Source organism: Photobacterium damselae, from assembly GCF_003026815.1.
Taxonomy (GTDB): Bacteria; Pseudomonadota; Gammaproteobacteria; order Enterobacterales; family Vibrionaceae; genus Photobacterium; species Photobacterium damselae.
Window position 1 is genome coordinate 123,389 of the sequence record NZ_PYOG01000002.1, and the last position, 21,054, is coordinate 144,442.

Annotated in this window: 20 protein-coding genes; 14 read left to right on the forward strand and 6 right to left on the reverse strand. The window is 39.4% G+C overall.

Going from position 1 to position 21,054, the window contains the following annotated elements; genetic code table 11:
• Positions 1-1,095, forward strand: a complete 1,095-nt coding sequence (locus CTN07_RS03470) for an efflux RND transporter periplasmic adaptor subunit (protein WP_005298796.1) — start codon at positions 1-3, stop codon at positions 1,093-1,095.
• The gene (locus CTN07_RS03475) at positions 1,095-4,160 is read left to right on the forward strand and encodes an efflux RND transporter permease subunit (RefSeq protein WP_005298798.1); all 3,066 of its coding nucleotides are present in this window, start codon (positions 1,095-1,097) and stop codon (positions 4,158-4,160) included. Before CTN07_RS03470 ends, CTN07_RS03475 begins: the two co-directional genes overlap by 1 nt.
• A 140-nt stretch (positions 4,161-4,300) precedes the next feature.
• On the opposite strand, the gene pyrC is transcribed toward CTN07_RS03475, so the two are convergent.
• Positions 4,301-5,329 (reverse strand): dihydroorotase, encoded by a 1,029-nt coding sequence (gene pyrC / locus CTN07_RS03480; protein WP_005298800.1) that lies wholly within the window; start codon positions 5,327-5,329, stop codon positions 4,301-4,303.
• Positions 5,330-5,463: 134 nt separating this feature from the next.
• Positions 5,464-7,467, reverse strand: coding sequence for a methyl-accepting chemotaxis protein (locus tag CTN07_RS03485; protein WP_005298801.1), 2,004 nt, complete (start codon positions 7,465-7,467; stop codon positions 5,464-5,466).
• 233 nt (positions 7,468-7,700) lie between these two features.
• Between CTN07_RS03485 and hinT the strand changes: the two genes are divergently transcribed.
• The 6 genes from hinT (at position 7,701) to CTN07_RS03515 (ending at position 12,347) form a co-directional block, all read left to right on the forward strand.
• Positions 7,701-8,051, forward strand: a complete 351-nt coding sequence (gene hinT / locus CTN07_RS03490; protein WP_005298803.1) for a purine nucleoside phosphoramidase — start codon at positions 7,701-7,703, stop codon at positions 8,049-8,051.
• 122 nt (positions 8,052-8,173) lie between these two features.
• Entirely contained in the window at positions 8,174-8,557 is a 384-nt protein-coding gene (locus tag CTN07_RS03495; protein WP_157132359.1) for a YcfL family putative periplasmic lipoprotein, read from the forward strand.
• Between the two features lie 78 nt (positions 8,558-8,635).
• On the forward strand, positions 8,636-9,295 hold the full coding sequence (gene lpoB / locus CTN07_RS03500; protein ID WP_005298805.1) for a penicillin-binding protein activator LpoB: 660 nt from the start codon (positions 8,636-8,638) through the stop codon (positions 9,293-9,295).
• A gap of 40 nt (positions 9,296-9,335) precedes the next feature.
• Complete coding sequence (locus CTN07_RS03505) at positions 9,336-10,187, forward strand: phosphotransferase (RefSeq protein ID WP_005298807.1); 852 nt, start codon at positions 9,336-9,338, stop codon at positions 10,185-10,187.
• A 132-nt stretch (positions 10,188-10,319) separates the two neighbouring features.
• On the forward strand, positions 10,320-10,859 hold the full coding sequence (ycfP, locus tag CTN07_RS03510; RefSeq protein WP_036763628.1) for an alpha/beta hydrolase YcfP: 540 nt from the start codon (positions 10,320-10,322) through the stop codon (positions 10,857-10,859).
• A gap of 198 nt (positions 10,860-11,057) precedes the next feature.
• A complete protein-coding gene (locus CTN07_RS03515) occupies positions 11,058-12,347 on the forward strand; it encodes an NAD(P)/FAD-dependent oxidoreductase (protein WP_005298809.1) in 1,290 nt (429 codons plus the stop codon).
• A gap of 58 nt (positions 12,348-12,405) precedes the next feature.
• Here CTN07_RS03515 and CTN07_RS03520 read toward each other — a convergent pair whose 3' ends face one another.
• Positions 12,406-13,065, reverse strand: a complete 660-nt coding sequence (locus CTN07_RS03520) for a helix-turn-helix transcriptional regulator (protein WP_005298812.1) — start codon at positions 13,063-13,065, stop codon at positions 12,406-12,408.
• A gap of 285 nt (positions 13,066-13,350) precedes the next feature.
• On the opposite strand from CTN07_RS03520, the gene CTN07_RS03525 reads away from it, so the two are divergent.
• From CTN07_RS03525 to CTN07_RS03550, 6 genes are all read left to right on the forward strand, one after another.
• Positions 13,351-13,710, forward strand: a complete 360-nt coding sequence (locus tag CTN07_RS03525) for a hypothetical protein (RefSeq protein ID WP_146154876.1) — start codon at positions 13,351-13,353, stop codon at positions 13,708-13,710.
• Positions 13,711-13,863: 153 nt separating this feature from the next.
• Positions 13,864-14,358, forward strand: a complete 495-nt coding sequence (locus tag CTN07_RS03530; RefSeq protein WP_036763632.1) for a hypothetical protein — start codon at positions 13,864-13,866, stop codon at positions 14,356-14,358.
• A gap of 59 nt (positions 14,359-14,417) precedes the next feature.
• A complete protein-coding gene (locus CTN07_RS03535) occupies positions 14,418-15,143 on the forward strand; it encodes a fimbrial biogenesis chaperone (RefSeq protein WP_005298815.1) in 726 nt (241 codons plus the stop codon).
• A gap of 27 nt (positions 15,144-15,170) precedes the next feature.
• Positions 15,171-15,833 carry a fimbria/pilus periplasmic chaperone gene (locus tag CTN07_RS03540; RefSeq protein ID WP_005298817.1) on the forward strand — a complete coding sequence of 221 codons (663 nt, stop codon included), beginning with the start codon at positions 15,171-15,173 and terminating at the stop codon, positions 15,831-15,833.
• Positions 15,834-15,835: 2 nt separating this feature from the next.
• Positions 15,836-18,334, forward strand: a complete 2,499-nt coding sequence (locus tag CTN07_RS03545) for a fimbria/pilus outer membrane usher protein (protein ID WP_005298819.1) — start codon at positions 15,836-15,838, stop codon at positions 18,332-18,334.
• A 13-nt stretch (positions 18,335-18,347) separates the two neighbouring features.
• Positions 18,348-19,238 (forward strand): hypothetical protein, encoded by an 891-nt coding sequence (locus CTN07_RS03550; protein ID WP_005298821.1) that lies wholly within the window; start codon positions 18,348-18,350, stop codon positions 19,236-19,238.
• Here the strand turns inward: CTN07_RS03550 and CTN07_RS03555 are convergent.
• From CTN07_RS03555 to CTN07_RS03565, 3 genes are all read right to left on the reverse strand, one after another.
• Complete coding sequence (locus tag CTN07_RS03555) at positions 19,235-19,735, reverse strand: hypothetical protein (protein ID WP_036763634.1); 501 nt, start codon at positions 19,733-19,735, stop codon at positions 19,235-19,237. The genes CTN07_RS03550 and CTN07_RS03555 overlap by 4 nt on opposite strands.
• A 176-nt stretch (positions 19,736-19,911) precedes the next feature.
• Positions 19,912-20,385 carry a BamJ family beta-barrel-assembly machinery protein gene (gene bamJ, locus CTN07_RS03560; RefSeq protein WP_036763637.1) on the reverse strand — a complete coding sequence of 158 codons (474 nt, stop codon included), beginning with the start codon at positions 20,383-20,385 and terminating at the stop codon, positions 19,912-19,914.
• A 56-nt stretch (positions 20,386-20,441) separates the two neighbouring features.
• Positions 20,442-20,993, reverse strand: coding sequence for a GNAT family N-acetyltransferase (locus tag CTN07_RS03565; protein WP_005298825.1), 552 nt, complete (start codon positions 20,991-20,993; stop codon positions 20,442-20,444).
• Positions 20,994-21,054: the final 61 nt, after the last annotated feature.

The following is a 21,054-nucleotide window of genomic DNA, read 5'->3' on the forward strand; positions in this document are numbered from 1 at the left end:
ATGAAAAAATATACCGCTATCGCTTGTGGGATTTTACTTGCATTAGGCTTGCAAGGATGTGAAAAAACCAGTGTTGAAGAGCGTTCGCAAATTCGACCTGTCTCTATTGCAACAGTTAGTTTAACAGAGCAAGCACCACAACTTACCTTTCCTGCTGTTGCTGCCGCTGCTGATAAATCCAGCTTGTCGTTCCGTATTTCTGGCGAGGTCGCTCGTATACTGGTTCGCCCTAGTGATTTCGTAAAAAAAGGGCAGTTACTTGCCACGCTTGAGCCAACAGATTTCAAGATTGAGGTTGATGATAAGCAGGCGAAATATAATGTGATTAATAGCCAATATCAACGTTCAGCCAAGCTGGTGGCAAAGGGCTATTTAGCGCAGTCGCAATTTGATGAATTAAAAGCGCAACGTAGTATTGCTAAAGCAAATTTAGATATTGCCAAGCTAAATCTCTCTTTTACGCAGTTAAGAGCACCTTTTGATGGGGTTATTTCCCGTGTGCCCGTTGAACAGTTTGAGAGTGTGCAGATCGGGCAGCAGGTAATGAATATTCATAGTACCAAAATGGTTGATATCGATCTGCAAGCACCCGATATGATTTATTCACAAAACAGCGCGTTAGAAATTAATAATTCAAAACCTGATGCGCGAGTAATTTTGCCGGATGGATCAGAATATAAAGCCAGCTTAAAAGAATTTACTACTGAACCTGATCCTGGATCAGGCGCCTTTCTGGTGACATTAACTATGCCGATGCCAAAAGATAAATTCATTCTTGATGGTATGGCTGTTGAAGTGAAAGCTGACGCGCAAAAACTTAATGTGTACCGCCAAGGTGAACCCGTTGTTCCTCTATCTGCTGTGTTTAATGAAGATGGGGATAGTTTAGATATGGCGCAAAAATACGTTTGGGTTGTATCAAATGAAAACACGGTAGAAAAGCGAGTCGTCGTAACAGATAAGGTAGTGCCTCAGGGGGTTCGGTTGGTATCTGGTGTTAAACCTAACGAAAAAATTGTTGTCGCTGGTGGGAACCGTTTGCGAGATGGCGATAAGGTTCGGATTGTGAATAACGAAAATAAGGAGGCTGAATAATGAAGCAAGATATTGCCGCTTATTTTATTCGCAATAAAGTGGTGAGCTGGATGGTTGCGCTGATCTTCTTGATTGGCGGTACCATGTCTTTCTTTGGCTTAGGGCGCTTGGAAGATCCTGCTTTTACCATTAAAGATGCGATGATTGTGACCTCTTATGCCGGTGCAACACCGATGCAAGTCGAAGAAGAGGTCACATATCCCATAGAGAAAGCGATTCAGCAGCTCAGTTATGTTGATGAAGTTAATTCGATTTCCAGTCGTGGACTATCTCAGATAACGGTGACCATGAAAAATAATTATGGTCCTGATGATTTACCCCAAATATGGGATGAACTTCGTCGTAAAGTTAATGATTTAAAACCCACTTTGCCACCCGGTGTGAGTGAACCAAAAGTTATTGATGATTTTGGTGATGTTTACGGTATTTTGCTGGCCATTACTGGTGATGGTTACACTTATAAAGAGCTCAGTGATTACGTTGATTATCTACGACGAGAGGTTGAACTTGTCGATGGCGTTGGAAAAGTATCGGTAACCGGTACTCAGCAAGAGCAGGTCTTTATTGAGATCTCGATGCGTCGCTTAAGTAATTTAGGTATTTCACCGCAGACGATTTACAACACATTAGCTACCCAGAACTTGGTATCGAGTGCAGGGGCTGTTCGTATCGGGGATGAGTATATTCGAGTTCATCCAACCGGTGAGTTTAAGGATGTAAACGAACTTGGCAATTTGATCATCACTGAAAAAGGCGCCGAAGGGTTGATTTATCTGCGAGATGTAGCAGAGATCAAACGTGGGTTTAAAGAAATTCCTGATAACTTAATCAGCTTTAACGGTAAGCAAGCTCTTAATGTGGGGATCTCCTTTGTTTCTGGTGTTAACGTTGTCGAAGTTGGGAAAAAGGTTGAGCAACGTCTTGCCGAGTTAAAAGAGCAACAGCCTGTAGGTATTGATATTGATACCGTATATAGCCAGCCAACGGAAGTTGATAAGTCGGTTAGTGGGTTTGTACTTAGCTTAGGTGAATCGGTTGCCATTGTTATTATTGTGCTGCTGTTCTTTATGGGGTTACGTTCAGGGCTTTTAATCGGTTTAATTTTGCTGTTAACCGTATTAGGCACCTTTGTCTTCATGAAGTGGCTTGCAATCGATTTACAACGAATTTCTCTTGGCGCCTTAGTTATCGCACTCGGTATGCTGGTGGATAATGCCATTGTGGTGGTAGAAGGTATTTTGATCGGGATGCAAAAAGGCCGGACTCGAATGCAGGCTGCCTCTGACATTGTTACCCAAACCAAATGGCCTCTACTTGGTGCAACCATGATTGCGGTTATGGCTTTTGCTCCAATTGGTTTATCGCAAGACTCAACAGGTGAGTATTGTCGAACACTCTTTACTGTGCTCCTGATCTCCTTAATGTTGAGTTGGTTTACTGCGATCTCATTAACGCCGTTTTTTGCTGATCTTTTCTTTAAGAATGTAAAGCAAGATCCTAATGCTGAAGAAGTTGATCCTTATGCTGGTAAGATCTTTGTCTGGTATCGAGCATTCCTAGAGTTTTGTATGCGCCGCGCTTGGTTAACGGTGATTACTCTCGTACTAATGCTAGGTGCAAGCTTATATGGCTTTACACTATTGAAGCAGTCGTTTTTCCCGGCCTCAACCACACCGATGTTTATGGTCGATATCTGGTTACCAGAAGGTACAGATATTCGTGCAACTAACCAGACATTGGAACAGCTTGAAAAAGTGGTTGAGAAAGAGCAAGGGGTTGAGTATGTAAGTTCTAGCGCGGGTAAAGGCTCGCAACGTTTCATGCTGACCTATACCCCAGAAAAGAGCTATGCCGCTTATGGTGAATTAATCGTTCGGGTGAAAAGTTTTGATGATGTGATTCCTGTAATGCGTAAATTTAGTGCCGTACTGGATAAAGACCACCCTAAACTCGAATATAAACTTAAGCAGGTAATGCTTGGTCCATCATCTGGGTCAAAAATTGAAGCTCGTCTTGTCGGTCCCGATCCAACGGTATTACGAGGGTTAGGTAAGCAAGTTGTTGATATCATGAATGCTGATCCTGGGGCATTTAATATTCGACATGATTGGCGTGAACGCACCAAAGTTATTGAGCCAATCTTTAATGAGAGCCAAGCTCGTCGTTACGGTATCACAAAGCAAGACGTGGACGATCTGTTCCAAATGGCTTTCTCTGGTATGGCGGTAGGTTTATATCGTGATGGTACTAATTTGATGCCGATTGTGGCTCGTTTGCCAGAAGAAGAGCGTGTTGATGTTAGTACGATTGAAGGGATTAAAATTTGGAGTCCGGCAATTCAAGGATTTATTCCTCTTCAGCAGGTGATCCTTGGTGTTAATGTTCGTTGGGAAGATCCTTTAGTTGTTCGTAAAGATCGTAAGCGCGTATTAACTGTTATGGCAGATCCTGATCCATTAGGTGATGAAACGGCGGCCTCTGTGCAAGCTCGTATGCAGTCCAAAATTGAATCAATTGAGTTTCCTGCCGGTTATGCACTGGAATGGGGGGGAGAATATGAGTCTTCGGCAGATGCTAAAGCGTCACTGTTCCAAACAATGCCGATGGGTTACCTCTGTATGTTCCTTATTACCATTTTACTGTTTAACAAGGTAAAAGAAGCGTTAATTGTCTGGGCAACGGTACCTCTTGCAGTGATAGGGGTGACATTAGGTCTTCTGTTACTTAATACGCCGTTTGGTTTTATGGCGCTACTTGGTTTCTTAAGTCTATCCGGTATGTTGGTGAAAAATGGTATTGTACTGCTAGACCAAATTGAACTTGAAATCTCAAGCGGTAAGGAGAAATACCAGGCCATTGTTGATGCAGCGGTAAGTCGTGTTCGTCCAGTTTGTATGGCGGCCATTACCACTATCTTAGGTATGATCCCATTGCTACCTGATGTGTTCTTTAAACCTATGGCAGTAACCATCATGTTTGGTTTAGGCTTTGCAACCATACTGACATTAGTGGTTGTTCCTGTGTTATATCGCATGTTCCATCATGTTCGATTACCGAGCGAGTAAACCGCTTAATCATGGTTTAAGTTCTAGCTAAAACAGAGTGAAATGTTATTGAAAAAAGCGCCTTGATAGTAATACCAAGGCGCTTTTATTATTTAATCTGTTGTGGCTTATCTAACTAATCTGGATAGATTAAGTGGTGATTAAAGCACTTTCCAACTCATCATTTCACCAGCTCGGATTGGCACAACCACATCGTTACCAAAAGACATCTCTTCTGGCACAGGCCAACCCTCTTTGGTTAATGTAATGGTGTCACTGTTACGTGGTAAACCATAAAAGTCTGCGCCATTAAAACTTGCAAAGGCTTCTAGCTTATCAAGGGCATTTGCTTGCTCAAATACTTCAGCATACAACTCAATTGCAGCATGAGCGGTGTAAGAACCTGCACAGCCACAAGCCGCTTCTTTGCGTCCTTTAGCATGTGGTGCTGTATCTGTACCTAAGAAGAACTTAGGATTTCCACTGGTTGCTGCGGCGATAAGTGCTTCTTGGTGACTATTACGTTTTAAGATTGGCAAGCAGTAGAAATGAGGACGAATACCACCCACAAGCATGTGATTACGGTTAAATAGGAGATGGTGAGCGGTAATGGTCGCACCAACATTACTGCCCGCATTTAACACAAATTCAACGGCTTCTTTGGTTGTAATATGTTCGAGCACAATTTTTAGTGTAGGGAATGCATCAACAATAGGGCCTAATACTGTCTCTAAAAATGTTTTCTCTCGATCAAAAATATCAATGTGATTATGAGTGACCTCACCATGGATGAGTAGAGGCATTCCGACTTCTTGCATCGCTTCAATCGCGGGGCGCACTTTATCAATAGAAGTGACACCTGAATCCGAGTTGGTTGTGGCACCAGCAGGATATAATTTTGCTGCGTAAATATGACCAGACTCTTTTGCTTTGTAGATCTCATCGGCAGTTGTATTGTCGGTAAGATAAATGGTCATTAAAGGAGAGAAGGTTGGCGTTGGGTGATTTGCCAAAATGCGGTCACGGTAGGAAAGGGCAGATTCGGTATCGATAACAGGAGGAATGAGGTTTGGCATTACAATCGCTCGGCCCATATATCGACTGATATCTCGGACTGTATCTGGAAGTACATCACCATCACGTAAATGTACATGCCAATCATCTGGACGGGTAATTGTTATCGTAGTCATGTCTGTTTCCCTTCAAAAAATTTGCCCGATTCTAAGAGTTCAAATATCGATTGTAAAGACGAAACAAGCAGCAAAGAGTGCATTTGTTGAATATTAACGCAATCGTTTGCTGCTCAATGGTTTTTACTGGGCGTTTAGAGGGTAAAGCGAGTCACCAGTTGTTGCTGGGTTTGGGCTAAGCTCTCTAATTGATGGCTTGATAACGAAATATCTGTCATTGCTTGGCTGTTTGAGTCGGCAATTAAGCTAATATCTTCTAAGTTTCGCGCAATATCACTGGTAGTGCAGCGTTGCTCTTCAGCGGCTTGAGCAATTTGGCTACTCATTTGGCTAATTTCAATAACTAATGCTTGAATCTCTTCCATAGCACTATTGGCATCAGAAGCTTGCTCAATATTATTGTTCATCTCAGATACACAAGCTTGCATCATAGTGGTTGCCTGATTTGAGCTTTGTTGTAGAGAGTGAATCATAGTTTCTATTTCAGTGGTTGATTCAGTTGTTCGCTTGGCTAGAACTCTGACTTCATCTGCTACAACCGCAAATCCTCGACCTTGTTCTCCTGCTTGTGCGGCTTCAATGGCAGCATTCAGTGCTAATAAGTTGGTTTGATCGGCAATATTACGAATAACATCTAAAATAGAGCCAATATTATTGCTCATTGATTTTAGTTGTTGTACGGCTTGCACCGATTCATCTAAGCGAGCAGAGAGTTCATGGGCGCTATGAATATTCTGACTCATCACATCGCGTCCAGTTATTGAAGCGTTTTCAACATCATGTACTTTTTGCTGGGTATGTTGGGCACTCATTGTCACTTCAGCAACGGACTGCTCCATTTCCGTCATAGCGGTTGCAACAGATGCTGTTTGCTGACGCTGTTCATTGAGTTTTTGTTGGGCTTGCTCAGTTAAATGATGATTTTGTATCGATACGTTCGTTAAGCTATCTGATGCTTCATTGATTTTACCTAAAATATCTTGAAGATTATTCGCAACCGTATTTACAAACTGACTTAATTGATTGAATTCATGATATTTACTGTTGGGAATTCGTTGTGTCATATTGCCATCAGCTAGGGCTTGTAGGGTATTAAGTGTTGCTCTTAGTGGTTGACGAACACTGTGGGCTAAACGCCAGCCAATAAAGATCGCAAACAGTATAACAACAGTTCCTAACAGTAATGCACGGTAAAGGCCTTGCTGATAAACCGTATCTGCATTAGAGATAGATTGGTTCATTAAATGCGAGGCTTTTTGATCAAACTGCAGAAGCAATGCCATGGCTTGATCAATTTGTTGAGCCAAAGTAGCAATATTAGTGTAGAGACGATCTTTGGCCGTAATGTATTCAAAATGCTGATCTAAAACTCCTCCAGACCGGCCAATATCTTGGATATATTGTTCAACGTCTTTATCAAAGATAGGTTTCAGATCAGGAAGCTGAGTTGTAATACCTCGATAGGCAAAACCAAGGTGGTTGACACTTTTTCGATTGGCTTTCACGGCTTGATCAATTGCAGCAATATTTTCACTGGCAAGAGCATCAGAGGTAACGGTTTCTGTCTCGGACAGCTTCTCAAAATAATTTTTTGCCAGCATTTTTACCGAGAAATTTTGCTGTTTCGCTACTTCATCTTTGATTCCACTATTTAACTTAGCATGTAGACGCTGAAAACGACGAGTTGATTGCTGGCGCTCGGTCTGTGCCAATAATTGAGTTCGATAGTTGTTCATTGCTATTTCAGCCTCTTGGAAATAGCTCTGTTGTAATTGGAATAGTTGTTCCATGTTGGACGCTAAATCTGGGTGGCGAATAATGATATCGGCTAACTGCTGTTGAGCATGTAAATAATCTTGTTCTGCTTGCTTAAAATTATGTTGGTATTGGGACATAGCAGAGATATCTTGGCTTGTCAGAAAATCCTTAAAGACTTTATCTGCTGCCAATAAAGATACACTGGTGTGGTTGGAGGCTGATACCAAAGGTAAAGCATTTGCCGCAAGTGTATTTAGCTGACTGTGTATTTTATTGCTGCCACTAAGCAGTAAGATCACGGTGAATATCAATAAGGCCACCATCACCGCGAAACTGAAATACATACGATGAATAACGGATGGAAGGCGATGCGTTTTCATAATTTCCCTGTATTTATAAAACCATGGTTATATATCGGGGAAATGTCTAATGTCTTAATCAGAACTTACGCTGATTAGAGGAGTAAAGAGGAAAAGTTAGAGCCATACGACAAAAAATAGTCTAAAGATTAACTAAATAGGTGATAAAAGAGTTTAAAACACCGTTCTTTATTGCTCTATAATCTTGAGTAGCGCATACTTTTTAAAAATCCAATTATGATATGGAGTGTGTCATGGTAGAAGAAACTATTTTTAGTAAGATTATCCGTCGCGAAATCCCAGCTGATATTGTTTATCAAGATGAACTAGTAACAGCATTTCGTGATATTAACCCTCGTGCGCCAAGTCACGTATTGATCATTCCAAATAAACTGATCCCAACGGTTAATCAGGTTCAAGTTGAAGATGAAATTATGATGGGCCGTATGTTTACGGTTGCGCGTAAAATCGCTGAGCAAGAAGGTATTGCTGAAGATGGTTATCGCCTGATTGTGAATTGTAATCCTCATGGTGGTCAGGAAGTGTATCATATTCATATGCACTTACTTGGTGGTCGTCCATTAGGTCCAATGTTGTTAGGCTAAGCTAAAGCTTAATACGCTAATAAAAACTGGTTAATGCTTTTTTGACCAGTTTTGCTATACCCAAGTGCCTTTAATCTGCACAGCGTATGGGTATATGGATGTTATTTGATGTGAGGTTAAAGGTGAGAGCGACTCTCTTATTGCTTTGTTCTTTATTTTTATCAGCATGTTCTGGTTCTCAAACTGGGTTGTCGTTGGCATCTAGTGATAATCATTTGGTAATTAGCGATCCATTTTTAGCCAGTAGTTTGTCTGTAGATGGACAGAAACAAGACATCTCTAACGGCGTTATGCATATTGTTGTGCCAGTTAAGAACTTAACTAACATGACGCTGAAATTAGAATATCAATTTTATTGGTATAATCAGCAAGGGTTAGAACTGAATGACAGTTTAGCTTGGCAAGCTTTGACTGTTAATGCGGGTAAAGTAGCAACGATTTCAGGTACTGCGCCATCAGCCGATGCTATTCAATATCGAATTGGCATTCGTCAGTTAAACCCATAAATCTTCTTTATGATTCAAAGGCTTGTGGTTTTATATCAAGCTAATGCGTTTTAAATGATAACAATTAAAGGTAGCTCAATGAAAAAACATCTTGTCGCAGCTGTAGGTATGTCTGCATTGCTATTGGGTGGCTGTGCTCAGCAAGTTGATTATGGCAATATTTCTGATGTTTGGAATAAGCCTGAAACGAATGTACCTGCGAAGCCTCAACCTAAGCCTGATACTACAACGCCAGTAAATCCTCAGCCTAAGCCTCAACCACCACAGCAGAAAACAGATTTAAATGAGGTGGCAGAAAACCTGACTGAAAATATGTTGGCATCTGCGGCGGTTAAAAAAATCACTTCGGGCGCAGAGCCTGTGCTTTTTGTTAGTTCGATGCAGAATAAAACAACGAGTCATGTAAACAGTAAGCAATTGTTAAATACCGTAAAAGAGACGGTAGACGATTCAGGTAAATTTGCTTCTGTTGATAGCTCTCGTGTTAAAGAAGTGCGCCAGCAACTGAACTTTAGCAGTGATGATCAACTTGTAAACCAAAGTACAGCAATTCAGTTTGGTAACATGGTCGGTGCTCAATATATGCTGTATGGAAATGTGTCAAATACCAACAAACAAGTAGATGGACAATCAATGCCATTTTACCGAATGACAATGCGTTTGATGGATTTAAAGTCAGGCCTGATTGAATGGTCTGATAAGGCTGATGCACCAAATACAAACCCACAAGGCTGGTAAACTCAAGTGGTAAAAATAGGGGTAATGAGGTTCTATTATTGTGGCAAATAAGCAGTTTATTAATGGTTTTGATGCTGACATTATCCCTAATTTTCAGATTACATCGGCAATACCGTTATCTGGTGGTTTAACTAACCGTTGTTGGAAGCTGACCGGATATTATCAAGGTCGATTACTCACTGCTGTTTGGCGCCCCGTCTCAGCAATCAGCCAAGCTTTTTTAGTCGATCGTCAGCAGGAGTTTTTGACTCTTCAGCAGCTAAGCGCATCTCTTGCTCCATTACCTATTTACTGTAATAACCAAGGTCTACTCGTAGAATGGTTAGAAGGAAAAGAAGCGGGTAAAGAGACCTCAGATAGTGAGATCCTTGAACTGCTGGTTCAGATTCATCAGCAACCTCTCCCGCAAACAACACTTGATCTTAAGCAGCGTTGTCAATATTACTGGGATCAGATCCCTGTAGAACTTCATTCTCACCGTTTATTACAACTGCATTCTTGGTTTGCCCATTCCGTAATCCCAGAGTCTAAACAATTGGCATGTTGTCATTGTGATTTAGGACGTTATAACTTAATTAGAAAGGGGTCACGACTAAAGGTTATCGATTGGGAGTATGCCGCAGCAGGGGATGCTTTATTAGATTTAGCCTTAACGATTTTGGCCAATGATATGTCGATTGAAAGGGCTGTTACTCAATATTGCCAGCTCACAAAAAGTGAGTTCAACGTTATTTTAACTCAGGTGAACACATATCTGCCTTGGGGAATGTGGCTAGCCATTTTGTGGTATTACATTGGATATGAACAGTGGCAAGACAGTGAGTACCTTAATGCTGCGTTAGCATTACAACAAGAACTCATTCAGAGGTTAAGATTGGCTGACGATACTTAAGTTTGAGTAAGATTAAAGTCATGTTGCTTTTATTTTGCCAACAGCGTCATAGTTTTGTATGTAACTCTTTCAATGTGGTTAAAACCTGATAGATTAAAATCTTAGGATGATACTAAAGCGAAAGGGGAAACAATGATTATTTATTTACACGGCTTTGATTCAACAAGTCCTGGTAATCATGAAAAGGTCTTACAACTGCAGTTTATCGACCCTGATGTACGCTTTGTTAGTTATAGTACGTTACATCCCAAGCATGATATGCAGCATCTTCTTAAAGAAGTACATAAACTCATCGAACAGTCGGATGATGAAAATCCTCTAATTTGTGGGGTGGGGCTGGGCGCTTTTTGGTCTGAACGTATTGGCTTTTTGTGCGGCATCAAGCAGGTAATGTTCAACCCAAACCTTAACCCTCAAGAGAATATGGAAGGAAGAATAGATAGGCCAGAGGAATATGCTGATATTGCGACAAAATGTGTTACAGATTTTCGTAAAAAAAATTCAGGTAAATGTATTTGTATACTTTCAACTAACGACGAAGTATTAGATAATCAGCAAACAAAAGATGCCCTAGACGATTACTATGAAATAGTCTGGGATGAGACACAAAGTCATAAATTTAAAAAGATCTCACAGCATCTACAAACAATAAAAGCGTTTAAACAAGCATAATCCATCATTACCTCCTACATCCCCAGACGGATCACCGATCCGTCTGTCTAATGTCCCTACACCGTTTACAGTACTCGATTGAACAGGCATTTGCTGCTTATCTTTACCAGATGGTTGTTCAATAAGGTATATAGCCAAGTATAAGTCAGTCAAAGCATAAAAATTAAACCAAATTAAGATACAAAATAAGAGGAAGATATGACACGAATTATCGTTGTTGGTGGTGGCGCTGGTGGTTTAGAGCTTGCGACCAAGTTAGGTCGAACTTTAGGCCGTAAGCGTCGTGCCCAGATCACACTTGTAGATAGAAAAGCAAGCCATCTATGGAAACCTCTTTTGCACGAAGTTGCTACTGGTTCTATGGACGCAGGAGTTGATGCAATCAGCTACCGTGCACACGCTAAAAATCACTCTTTTGATTTCCAAATGGGTAGCTTACAGGCTGTTGATCGCGAAGCTAAGAAGATCACATTAGCTGCGCTGTATAACAAGCAAAATGAACTGCTAATGCCTGAACGTGAACTCGAATACGATATTTTGGTGCTAGCAATTGGTTCGATTTCGAACGATTTTAATACTCCTGGTGTACGAGAAAACTGTATTTTCCTCGATAGTCCAGAGCAGGCGCATCGTTTCCGTACACAAATGAATAACCAGTTTTTAAAGCTGCACGCAAACAAAGATCAGCAAACAGTGGATATTGCGATTGTTGGTGCTGGTGCAACGGGTGTTGAATTATCTGCTGAGCTTCATAACGCAGTAAAAGAGCTGCAGAATTATGGTTTTGGTGATTTAGATAGCTCCCGTCTAAATGTGAATTTGGTGGAAGCGGGTGAGCGAATTCTTCCTGCTCTTCCTCCTCGAATTTCACAGGCAGCACACAGTGAGTTGACTAAATTAGGAGTACATGTTCGTACTGCGACTATGGTGAATAAAGCCGATGAGACGGGTTTAACAACCAAAGATGGTGAACATATTCCTGCGCAAATTATGGTGTGGGCTGCTGGTATTAAAGTGCCTGACTTTATGAAAGATATCGCAGGGCTAGAAACCAACCGAATCAACCAACTTGTGGTAAAACCAACGCTACAAACAACGCGTGATGACGATATTTTTGTTATTGGTGATCTTGCATCTTGCCAACAAGAAGACGGCTCATTTGTTCCTCCTCGTGCTCAAGCGGCACACCAAATGGCAAGTCGTTGTTTCTCTAATATTGTTGCTAAGTTAAATGATCGCACGCTTAAGCCTTATGTTTACAAAGATCATGGTTCTCTTGTTTCACTTAGTCGTTTCTCTACGGTCGGTAGTTTGATGGGGAATTTAACTAAGGGCTCAATGATGGTAGAAGGACGCATTGCTCGTGTCGTTTATATCTCGCTGTATCGAATGCATCAAATGGCGCTTCATGGGGTATTTAAAACAGGTCTTATGATGCTAGTCAGTCGAATTAACCGCGTATTACGTCCAAATCTAAAATTACACTAAGTCCTTTAAAGCCTTAAGATTTTAAGCCACGCAGAGTCATGTTTGCGTGGCTTTTTTGCTATAACATACTTTCAGGTCGAAGCTGCTTAACTTTAAAAATAGCCTCTTTTCGACATTTGACATCTATTTTTTTATACAGGTTATATATATGAGACTTAACGGTTGTTTCTGCAACAAATAATGTTTCAGCAATCTCTATATTGGTTTTTCCTTCTGTTAACAAGCCTAGAATTTGCTTTTCTCGCCGCGTCAATAAAGGCTGAGTTGGTAATAACCGTGTATCATTGCTCGGTTTATGATTTCGATAGTAATCAAGCATTTGCTCTAGAGTCTGTCTTGGGAGCCATAATCCATGCTCTATCACAACAGCGATACTTTTTATCAAATGTTCTATCGGCGAATCCTTTGACAGTATTCCTTTGACTTTAGGCCAAGATAGTAGAGTGTCTGTTGTAATATCTGTATCAATATTGAAAATTAGGATGGGTGTTTCAGAGTCTTTGGATTCCAGTAATTTATTAATATTTTCGTTTATTGAAATTGCATGATGATCAATGATAATAAGATCGTAAGATGACGTTTTAAAATCATAATTAAAATTGGATATATTCCTAAATGAAATATTATTGAGTCTATTGTTGTTAATTTGATTAATGATTAACTCGGTATTCATAGTTTTTAAGCCAATCAATAATAGATTAAATTTTTTTTGACTCATAGATTATCCTTATATGATTTTATCCAAACGAAAATATTATAGTGATAAAAGATAAATTGAGTATAGATTAAATCTAATACTTTTCTAAATTTATAGATAATAAATACTACTTGTATTCATACTTTTTTATTTTAGTAAGGGACTAGATTAATAGCATCTGAATGATATTGGCTTATTGTGATGCGATATTTCTGGCTATTTCTATTTTTTTTATCAACGGTTTCTAGTGCGTCTCCAACTAAATTAACATTAGATTTAGTTGGCGTCATACCTGAAGTATGCACAATGAAATTTCAAGATAATCAGACAGTTGAACTCTCATCTGGAAAACCTCGATTGATTAATTTTGAAGTAAACTGTAATAGTCCTTTGAGTATGTCTGTTCAGTCTGACTTTGGTGGAATTAGACACAAAGAATATCATAATGAAGTGGTTCCCTATCAGTTAGGAATTGATATGGCTGGAGTGAATTATTTAAATATGACAAGTCATAAAATACAAAACAAGGTTCATATAGAATTTGGTGGTGATATTAATTTAAAGCAGCAAGGTAGCGTTAATATTGCTTTATTAAGACCTATGGTATGGGCTGGAAATTATGAAGATACTTTATTTATAGATGTGTATCCAAATAGTTTTAAATGAAATTAGTGTCTATTTTTAAATACAATTTTAGAAATAGGTTCTTTAAAGATTAAAGAGCTTACGTGTCATGGGAATAGTTGTGACATAAATGAGATCGGCCTGCTGTAACAGGCCGGAAAAAACCGAAACACATGGAATGAAACGGAGTTTACAATGAAAAAGTTTAGCTTAAGTGTAATTGCAATGACAACTTTATTTTCTGCTGGTATGGCACAAGCGGGTGATGTGAAACTAAATGGTCATGTTGCACCTGTTTGTGAAATAAGCGGATTAACCAGCGCTATAGTCGATTTTGGTGATGTATCAACAGCTCAAAAAACAGGTTCAGTATCTGGTCTAACATTCAAATGTAATGATTATGATGGAGCTACTGTGACCATGATCAGCGCAGAAGGTGGTTTAGAATCTGATGATGCTGAAGATGTTGCCTTATCATATGACGCCGTTCTTACTATTGGTAATAATGTGAATACGTTTAATGCTCCAGGTGGCTTTAATACCAATAATTACACTGAAACATACTCTCTATCAGGCTCAGCGACTTTAGCTGCTGGAATTGCTGGTCAAATTGAACTGACGACAACTGCTGCGGCACCATGGTCTGGTGGTTATTCCGACACATTAACTGTAGCAATTACCGCACAATAATCATCGAAAAGGTGCAGTAGCAGAATATTTGTATACTGCACCGATTTTAAGGGATAAGTATGGATAGGATATCAAAGATAATTAACATTGCTTTTATGATACTTATTAGTATGAGCCAACATGCTTATGCTTTTAAAGTACAGCCTATGGTTAGTGAGTTAGCTCCTATTGGAAGTGACTCGCAGCTGGTGATGAGGGTAGATAATGTTGATAAAAAGCCGCTTACAATAGAAGTCATTCCTTTTGAGCTGAAGATTGATTCTCAAGGGCAAGAAACCTTAGTCCCTGCTGATGACGAGTTTTTAGCTGTTCCAGTGACTGCGGTTATTCAACCGGGACGTTCACAATCTGTTATGGTGAAATATGTTGGTGATCCTAGTATTGTCCAATCAAAAGCTTATCGTATTTCGTTCCGTCAAGTGCCAATTCAACTCTCTGAACAAGAGAAAGGACAGCTAGGTCTATCTGTTCATATTAATACTTTAGTGAATGTGGCTCCTAAGAATAGTCAAAGTAAGTTAGCCGTTTCAGATATACAGTCTCAAGGCCAATTATGGCAAATGAAACTGACAAATAGTGGTAATAAATATGCTCGATTAAGTGAGACGACTTGGAAGGTTATCGATTCAAAAGGAAAACAACACAATCTTAATAAACAAAGTGTCGCGAAATTATCGGATAGTAATATCGTTCTACCAAAGTCAAATTTGATTATAACCATACCTAAGAAAAATGAATTTCAAAATAAGCCCAAAGCTATAGAGATTAAAACTGTGGCACAATAAATATTGATGAAAATAAGGATGCATATAATGAAAATGTTTTTATTATTTTTTGCTCTTTTTTCATCTTATGTGCTTGGTCTAGAAATATCTCCAATGGTCCAAGAGTGGAATCTATCAGAATCTCAGAGAAATAAGATGATTTCTCTCTATAATGACTCTAATCAACGAGTAGCGATTGAGGTGATTCCTTCCAATATTAACCAAGATAAGAATGATATTAATCATAAACTACAAGTATTTCCCCCTGCTTTTCTTATTGAGCCAGGTAAAAGGCAGAATGTGATGCTAGTTTGGAGTGATAATACGGTTTTAAAATCATCTCTGAGTTATTTTGTCTCATTTATACAGCACCCAACAGCTAAAGATAGTGATGCTGGGATTCAGATTCGAATCCGATACAATGCTGTTGTTCATATTACATCAAATAATTTGCTTGATTCGGTAAATGTCGTGAGTGTAGAAAATACAACGACAGGATTAAAGGCAGAAATTATTAATAGTGGTAATAAATACACAAGACTAGAAGACTATCAGATATCGTTAATTGATCTGCAAGGTAAGGCATTTACTGTTACTTCTAGCCAGATATCACCAAACTCATTATTTTTGTACCCACAACAAAAAAAATCACTTTTTATTGATACATCAGGAAGAAAAGTACGCTCAATAGAACTTATCAAGGACGATTAGTTATGCGAATACTGATTAGTATATATATTCTCCTTTGCCTGTTAGTTCTTCCTGCTGGGGCCGCAAAATTTAACCCTACATCACAACCGCTGGAGTTACAGACACTATTAACCATGAATGGTCATGCATTAGGTTCGGTATTAATTACTATCGATACCGATGATTCTATCTCGTTGGACAGTAAACAGACCCTTGAATTGTTATCACAATCTCTCAGTGGCGATATTATCAATCAGCTAAAGGGTGAGAGTAAGCAAGGTAGATTGACTCCTGATGACTTTAAACGTAAGGGCGTTGAGCTGGTATTTAATCCTGAATTGTTTGAAATGCAGTTAACGATGCAAAAAGCTCAGCAAAAAGAGCATGCATTATCAGCAATCATGAAGCAACCAAATAGAAAATATCAAGCGGATGCGAAATTAAGTGGTTATCTGAATTCAAGAGCTGCTTTGGTACATGATGAATATAAAAATCAGCAGGCATCCGATTCAAATATTACTCAGTATTATCAATTTGAAACGGGCGTTCGCTGGAAGAAGAACTTTTTAACTTCAGAGTTTACTTTAGATGACGAAGATGGCGGCAATTGGCAATTTAAGCGTATAGGTACTCGATTAAGTCGAGATTTTGCTGATTCTGCGACAAGAATTACTCTTGGCGATTTTTATCAGACTAGCGTGGGGTTCCAAGATAGCACGGATATTATCGGGTTATCGATTAGCCGTGATTATTCAGATATTCCAACTCGAAACGTTCGTCCAACAGCCAGTCAGCGTTTTACTTTACAAAGAACCTCTAATGTAGATGTGAAAGTCGATGGTATTATTGTGAATCGACTTACCTTAGCCCCTGGTTCTTATAATTTGCAAGATATTCCGCTGGCTGCTGGTAATAATAATGTTGAGCTTGTTATTAGTGATAATTATGGCAATAGTGAGACGTTGAACTTCAATATCGCGACTGGGCGTGATTTATTAAAAGAAGGGGAATTTGAATACAGCTTAGGCTTTGGTGTACCAGGTAACTTATCAAATCAAGGTATGGAATATGAAAATCAACACCGGGTTATCAGTGGATTTTATGAATATGGCTTAAACCCTTGGTTAACTTTAGGAGTCAATGGGCAATGGTTAATCTCCCGAGACTCAAATAAAAAAACAGATATTCAACAATTAGGTCAACGAACATTAGTTGCAACGTCAATTGGTACATTTGAAACGAATGTCGCATACAGTGATCATGACTATTATCATAGTGGTTGGGCCGCGAGTATTGGCTTTGATGCTGAGTTTCCAGCGAGGGATCAATTTAATCCTTCATTGAGTATTAAATATGAGTATTTTTCTCCTAATTTTGTAGGAATCAATGACGTCACATCTGATGCTGAAACATATGAGTCAAATGGCTCGTTGGATTTTTCGGCGCTACAATCGGATCAACATGCCGTTACTCTGTACTTTGATAGTAATATTACCTCGACCTTAAGAGGATCATTATCTGGGGTCTATAGCTATTCTTATGATAATGATTATCGCTGGTCTATCAGTTCTGGATTATCAGCACCATTATTTTCAACAGCCGCTACATGGAATGTGACGGCTACTTATCAATATGAAAAGCGAACTGATGATGATCTGTCACTTCAGGCCATTGTCAGTTGGCCGCTAGGATATACAGGCCGCTGGATATCGAATTACAACAGCTATAATCAGCAAGCACAAAGTGAGTTGTCGTATCAGAAGAACTTGGGAAATACGGGAGGGATCTCAACATTTATTGGTGTCGAAAATAGCAAAGATACAGATGCTGCTATTGATGCTGGATTCTATTATACCGGTAATCGATTTGAGTTTAATGCCGATCATACAACCCGCTATGTTGACTTATCTGATACCGATCGAAGTCATGTTTCACGAGTTGAATTAGCCACAAGTGTTGCGTTTGCTGATGGCCAATGGGCGGTTGGTAGGCCGGTTAATGAAAGCTTTGCCATTATAAAGTCACATGCCAACCTCAAAGAACACTATATTGAAATCCAGCCTAATGATGATACAGCAAGGGTCAATAGTGATAATTTAGGCGCTATGTTGATACCCGATCTTGTCGCGTACAGTGAGCAGCAGATTAATTATGATGTTGAAGATCTCCCTCCGGGATACTCTTTAGGTGAAGGATCTTTTGCTTTGTATCCTGAAAATGGCTCTGGTTATGCGCTTACCATAGGTAGTGATGATGTTATTACGGTAATGGGGGCTTTTGAGAATCCCAATAAACAGCCTTTAAGTCTTGCTGTTGGTTCGGCAACTTTACGTAATAATACCCAGTATGTTCCCATTGAATTTTTCACAAATCGCAATGGTAAGTTTGCTATCTCTGGGTTACGAGAAGGACATTACAGTATTCGTTTTGCTAAACATAATTTGTATTACGATTTACACATCAAAGAAAATAGCCCGTTGCTAATAAACCTTGGCACGATCAGTTTAAATAAACAAAATTAAGTGGGGAGGGACTATGAACCTCTGTCTTAGAAATACTCTTATTATAATACTATGTTTATTTTCATCATTTACGATAGCTGACTGTAATGCCCAGCTTAGAGCGATAACGTATTCTAGTGGTGGGGATCAGTATCAAGTTTTCGGTCAACACGTTAATGGGCTAACGCAACAATATTCATTAATTATTGAGGGTGGCGATCAGCGTTCATGCCCTCTGTTTTTGGTTATTGAACCTGCTGTATTTCCATGGGCTTTAATAAATCATGACAATAAACGGTTAGAATTTGATTTAGAGTTCAAACACAATCAAGTTCGTCAAGATAGTTCAAAAGTCATTGTAGATTTCTCGGGTGAAAATGAACGGATATCAACTCAGTTTTCTATCCGCTATCCAGCCGATCAAGTCGTCGCCTCTGGACAATATCAAGGGAGGCTAAAGTTTACCTTAACGGCAAATCCACATGAATTAAACCAGTACTATGATAAAGAAGAGTTAACACTGCAAGTTGCCGTGGTAAATACAATGAAGCTGAGTTTATACGGTATAGCGGGGCAATATTATCGTTGGGACTTAGGAGACTTAACACAATCTGGTATTCGTACGAATGCGCCTAATTTGTACATTCAATCAACCGAGGACTTTTATGTAGAAGTTTCTTCGCTAAACAAAGGTAATCTCCGGCATCATTCGGGGCAAAGTAAATGGGATATACCGTATCAGTTATTAATTAACTCTAAGGTAATGAATTTACATCAGGTATCGAGTAAGCAGGGCTATCGGTTGCAACCAGATGGTATAAAAATACCAATTGAAGTGGAAGTTCCATCAGTTACCCAACAACGAGCAGGGGAATACCGCGATAGCGTGGAAATTATGATAACACCAACATTGGGCAGTTATTAATCACTGACTAAACGACATTCTTGTTCTGTTGGGTGAGTGCGTATGAAGCGAGCTTGGTCAATATTGGCCTTGATACCACAATAAAACTCACGGCAAGCACCTCCAATATCACTAAGTGAAATATCATCTTGAGTGACATTAATTTCTAATTCGCAATTAGGTGCTTCTTCTCTTACTTCTGGGGTTGGAAGGTAGCGAATGGTATCGCCAACCCAAATGCCAGAGCCTTCCATTGCGCAAACGTGGGAATTAGTAGCAAATAATACTAATGAAAACTGAACAGTATGATTGGGGCCTTGAGTTAGGCTTAGGCAGTCAGATGCTTGCTCAGTTGACCATTGCTTAGTGTCTGATTGATAAGTTTGGATTTCATGGGCAGCATAATAATGGCGATATAAGTTTGGATCTTGCTCTAAGGAAGAAGATGCTTGAATTTGAGTTGTTGTTAATAACCCAACAGAGAAAAGAATAAGGGATTGGTGAGATAAGCACTTCATAATAGTCCTTTAAAATGGCTGCATACCTAAGTCTTATTTATAGAATTTCGCACATTAAAGTGACTTAGGCATATATCTCAATTGTATTGATTAGATTGCTGTTTACTTAAAAATTAGCTGCTTAATTCTAAAAGTTGTGAACTCATACAAAAAAGCAGCTGGTCGAGTTGGGTTAATTAGTTAATTTTAAACAACTCTACGTCAAAAATTAGCGTTGAACCTGGTTTGATAATACCAGCGCTGTTATTACCATAGGCTAAATTTGCAGGGATGAATAAACGTACTTTTTCGCCTTCAACCATATATTGCAAACCTTCAGTCCATCCTTTAATCACTCGGTTTAACGGGAATGAAATTTTCTCGCCACGGTCAACAGAGCTATCAAATACTGTCCCATCGATCAAAGTACCATGGTAATGCACAGTAACAGTGTCCGTTGGCTTCGGATGCACAGTGCCAGTACCTGGTTGTAGCACTAAATATTGCAAACCTGACTCTGTTGTAATTACGCCAGGTTTTGTTTTGTTTTCCGCTAAGAATGCTTCACCTTGTTTAATATTCTCCGCTGCCAGTTGTTTATTGGTGTATGAACGATACAGAAAAAATGCAACCAGAACGGCAAGTAGAATTGCAAGAACCATTTTAGACACTGAGGTTTCCTTACTAAAAGACACACAAATTAATAGGGCGTTATGTTACCACACTCTTATTCAACATCTTGTGGAATGATAGAGTAGACATAACCTGGATTTGGAATATCGTTAACTAACACACGATTTCGCGAGATCGCTTCAAATTGAGCACCACACGCCAGTGCGGTCTGTTGGCTTGGGATATTGTCCATATGAGTGACAATCTCAAGACGAGTAAGAGATAAATCTTCAAAACCAAAATGGATGATCGCTTGGCATGCTTCTTTAGCAATTCCTTGATGATGATAGCTAGAATGGATCCAATAGCCTAAGTTGGCGGAATTAAATAATGGCTGTAAACAGGTGAGTGCCACAGCCCCTAAGAGTTCGTCGCTGCGTTTATCAAATACGGCAAATTCATAGCCAGTATTGGTTTGCCAAGCAACAGAACTATTCGCAATCCACTCTTTGGCATCATCTTGGGTGAAATTGTAGTCACACCACTCTAACCAGGGTGATAGCTCGGCCATGGAATCATAAAGCGCTTGTAGAAAAGGAAACAGATCAACATCTTTAAATGGTCGGAGATAGAGACGTTCGGTTTCAAGGGTAAAATGTTGAGTCATCTTGTTGTCCACTAATGAGGCAAGATAGAAATTAAGAGTCTGCATTAAAATAAAGTATAAC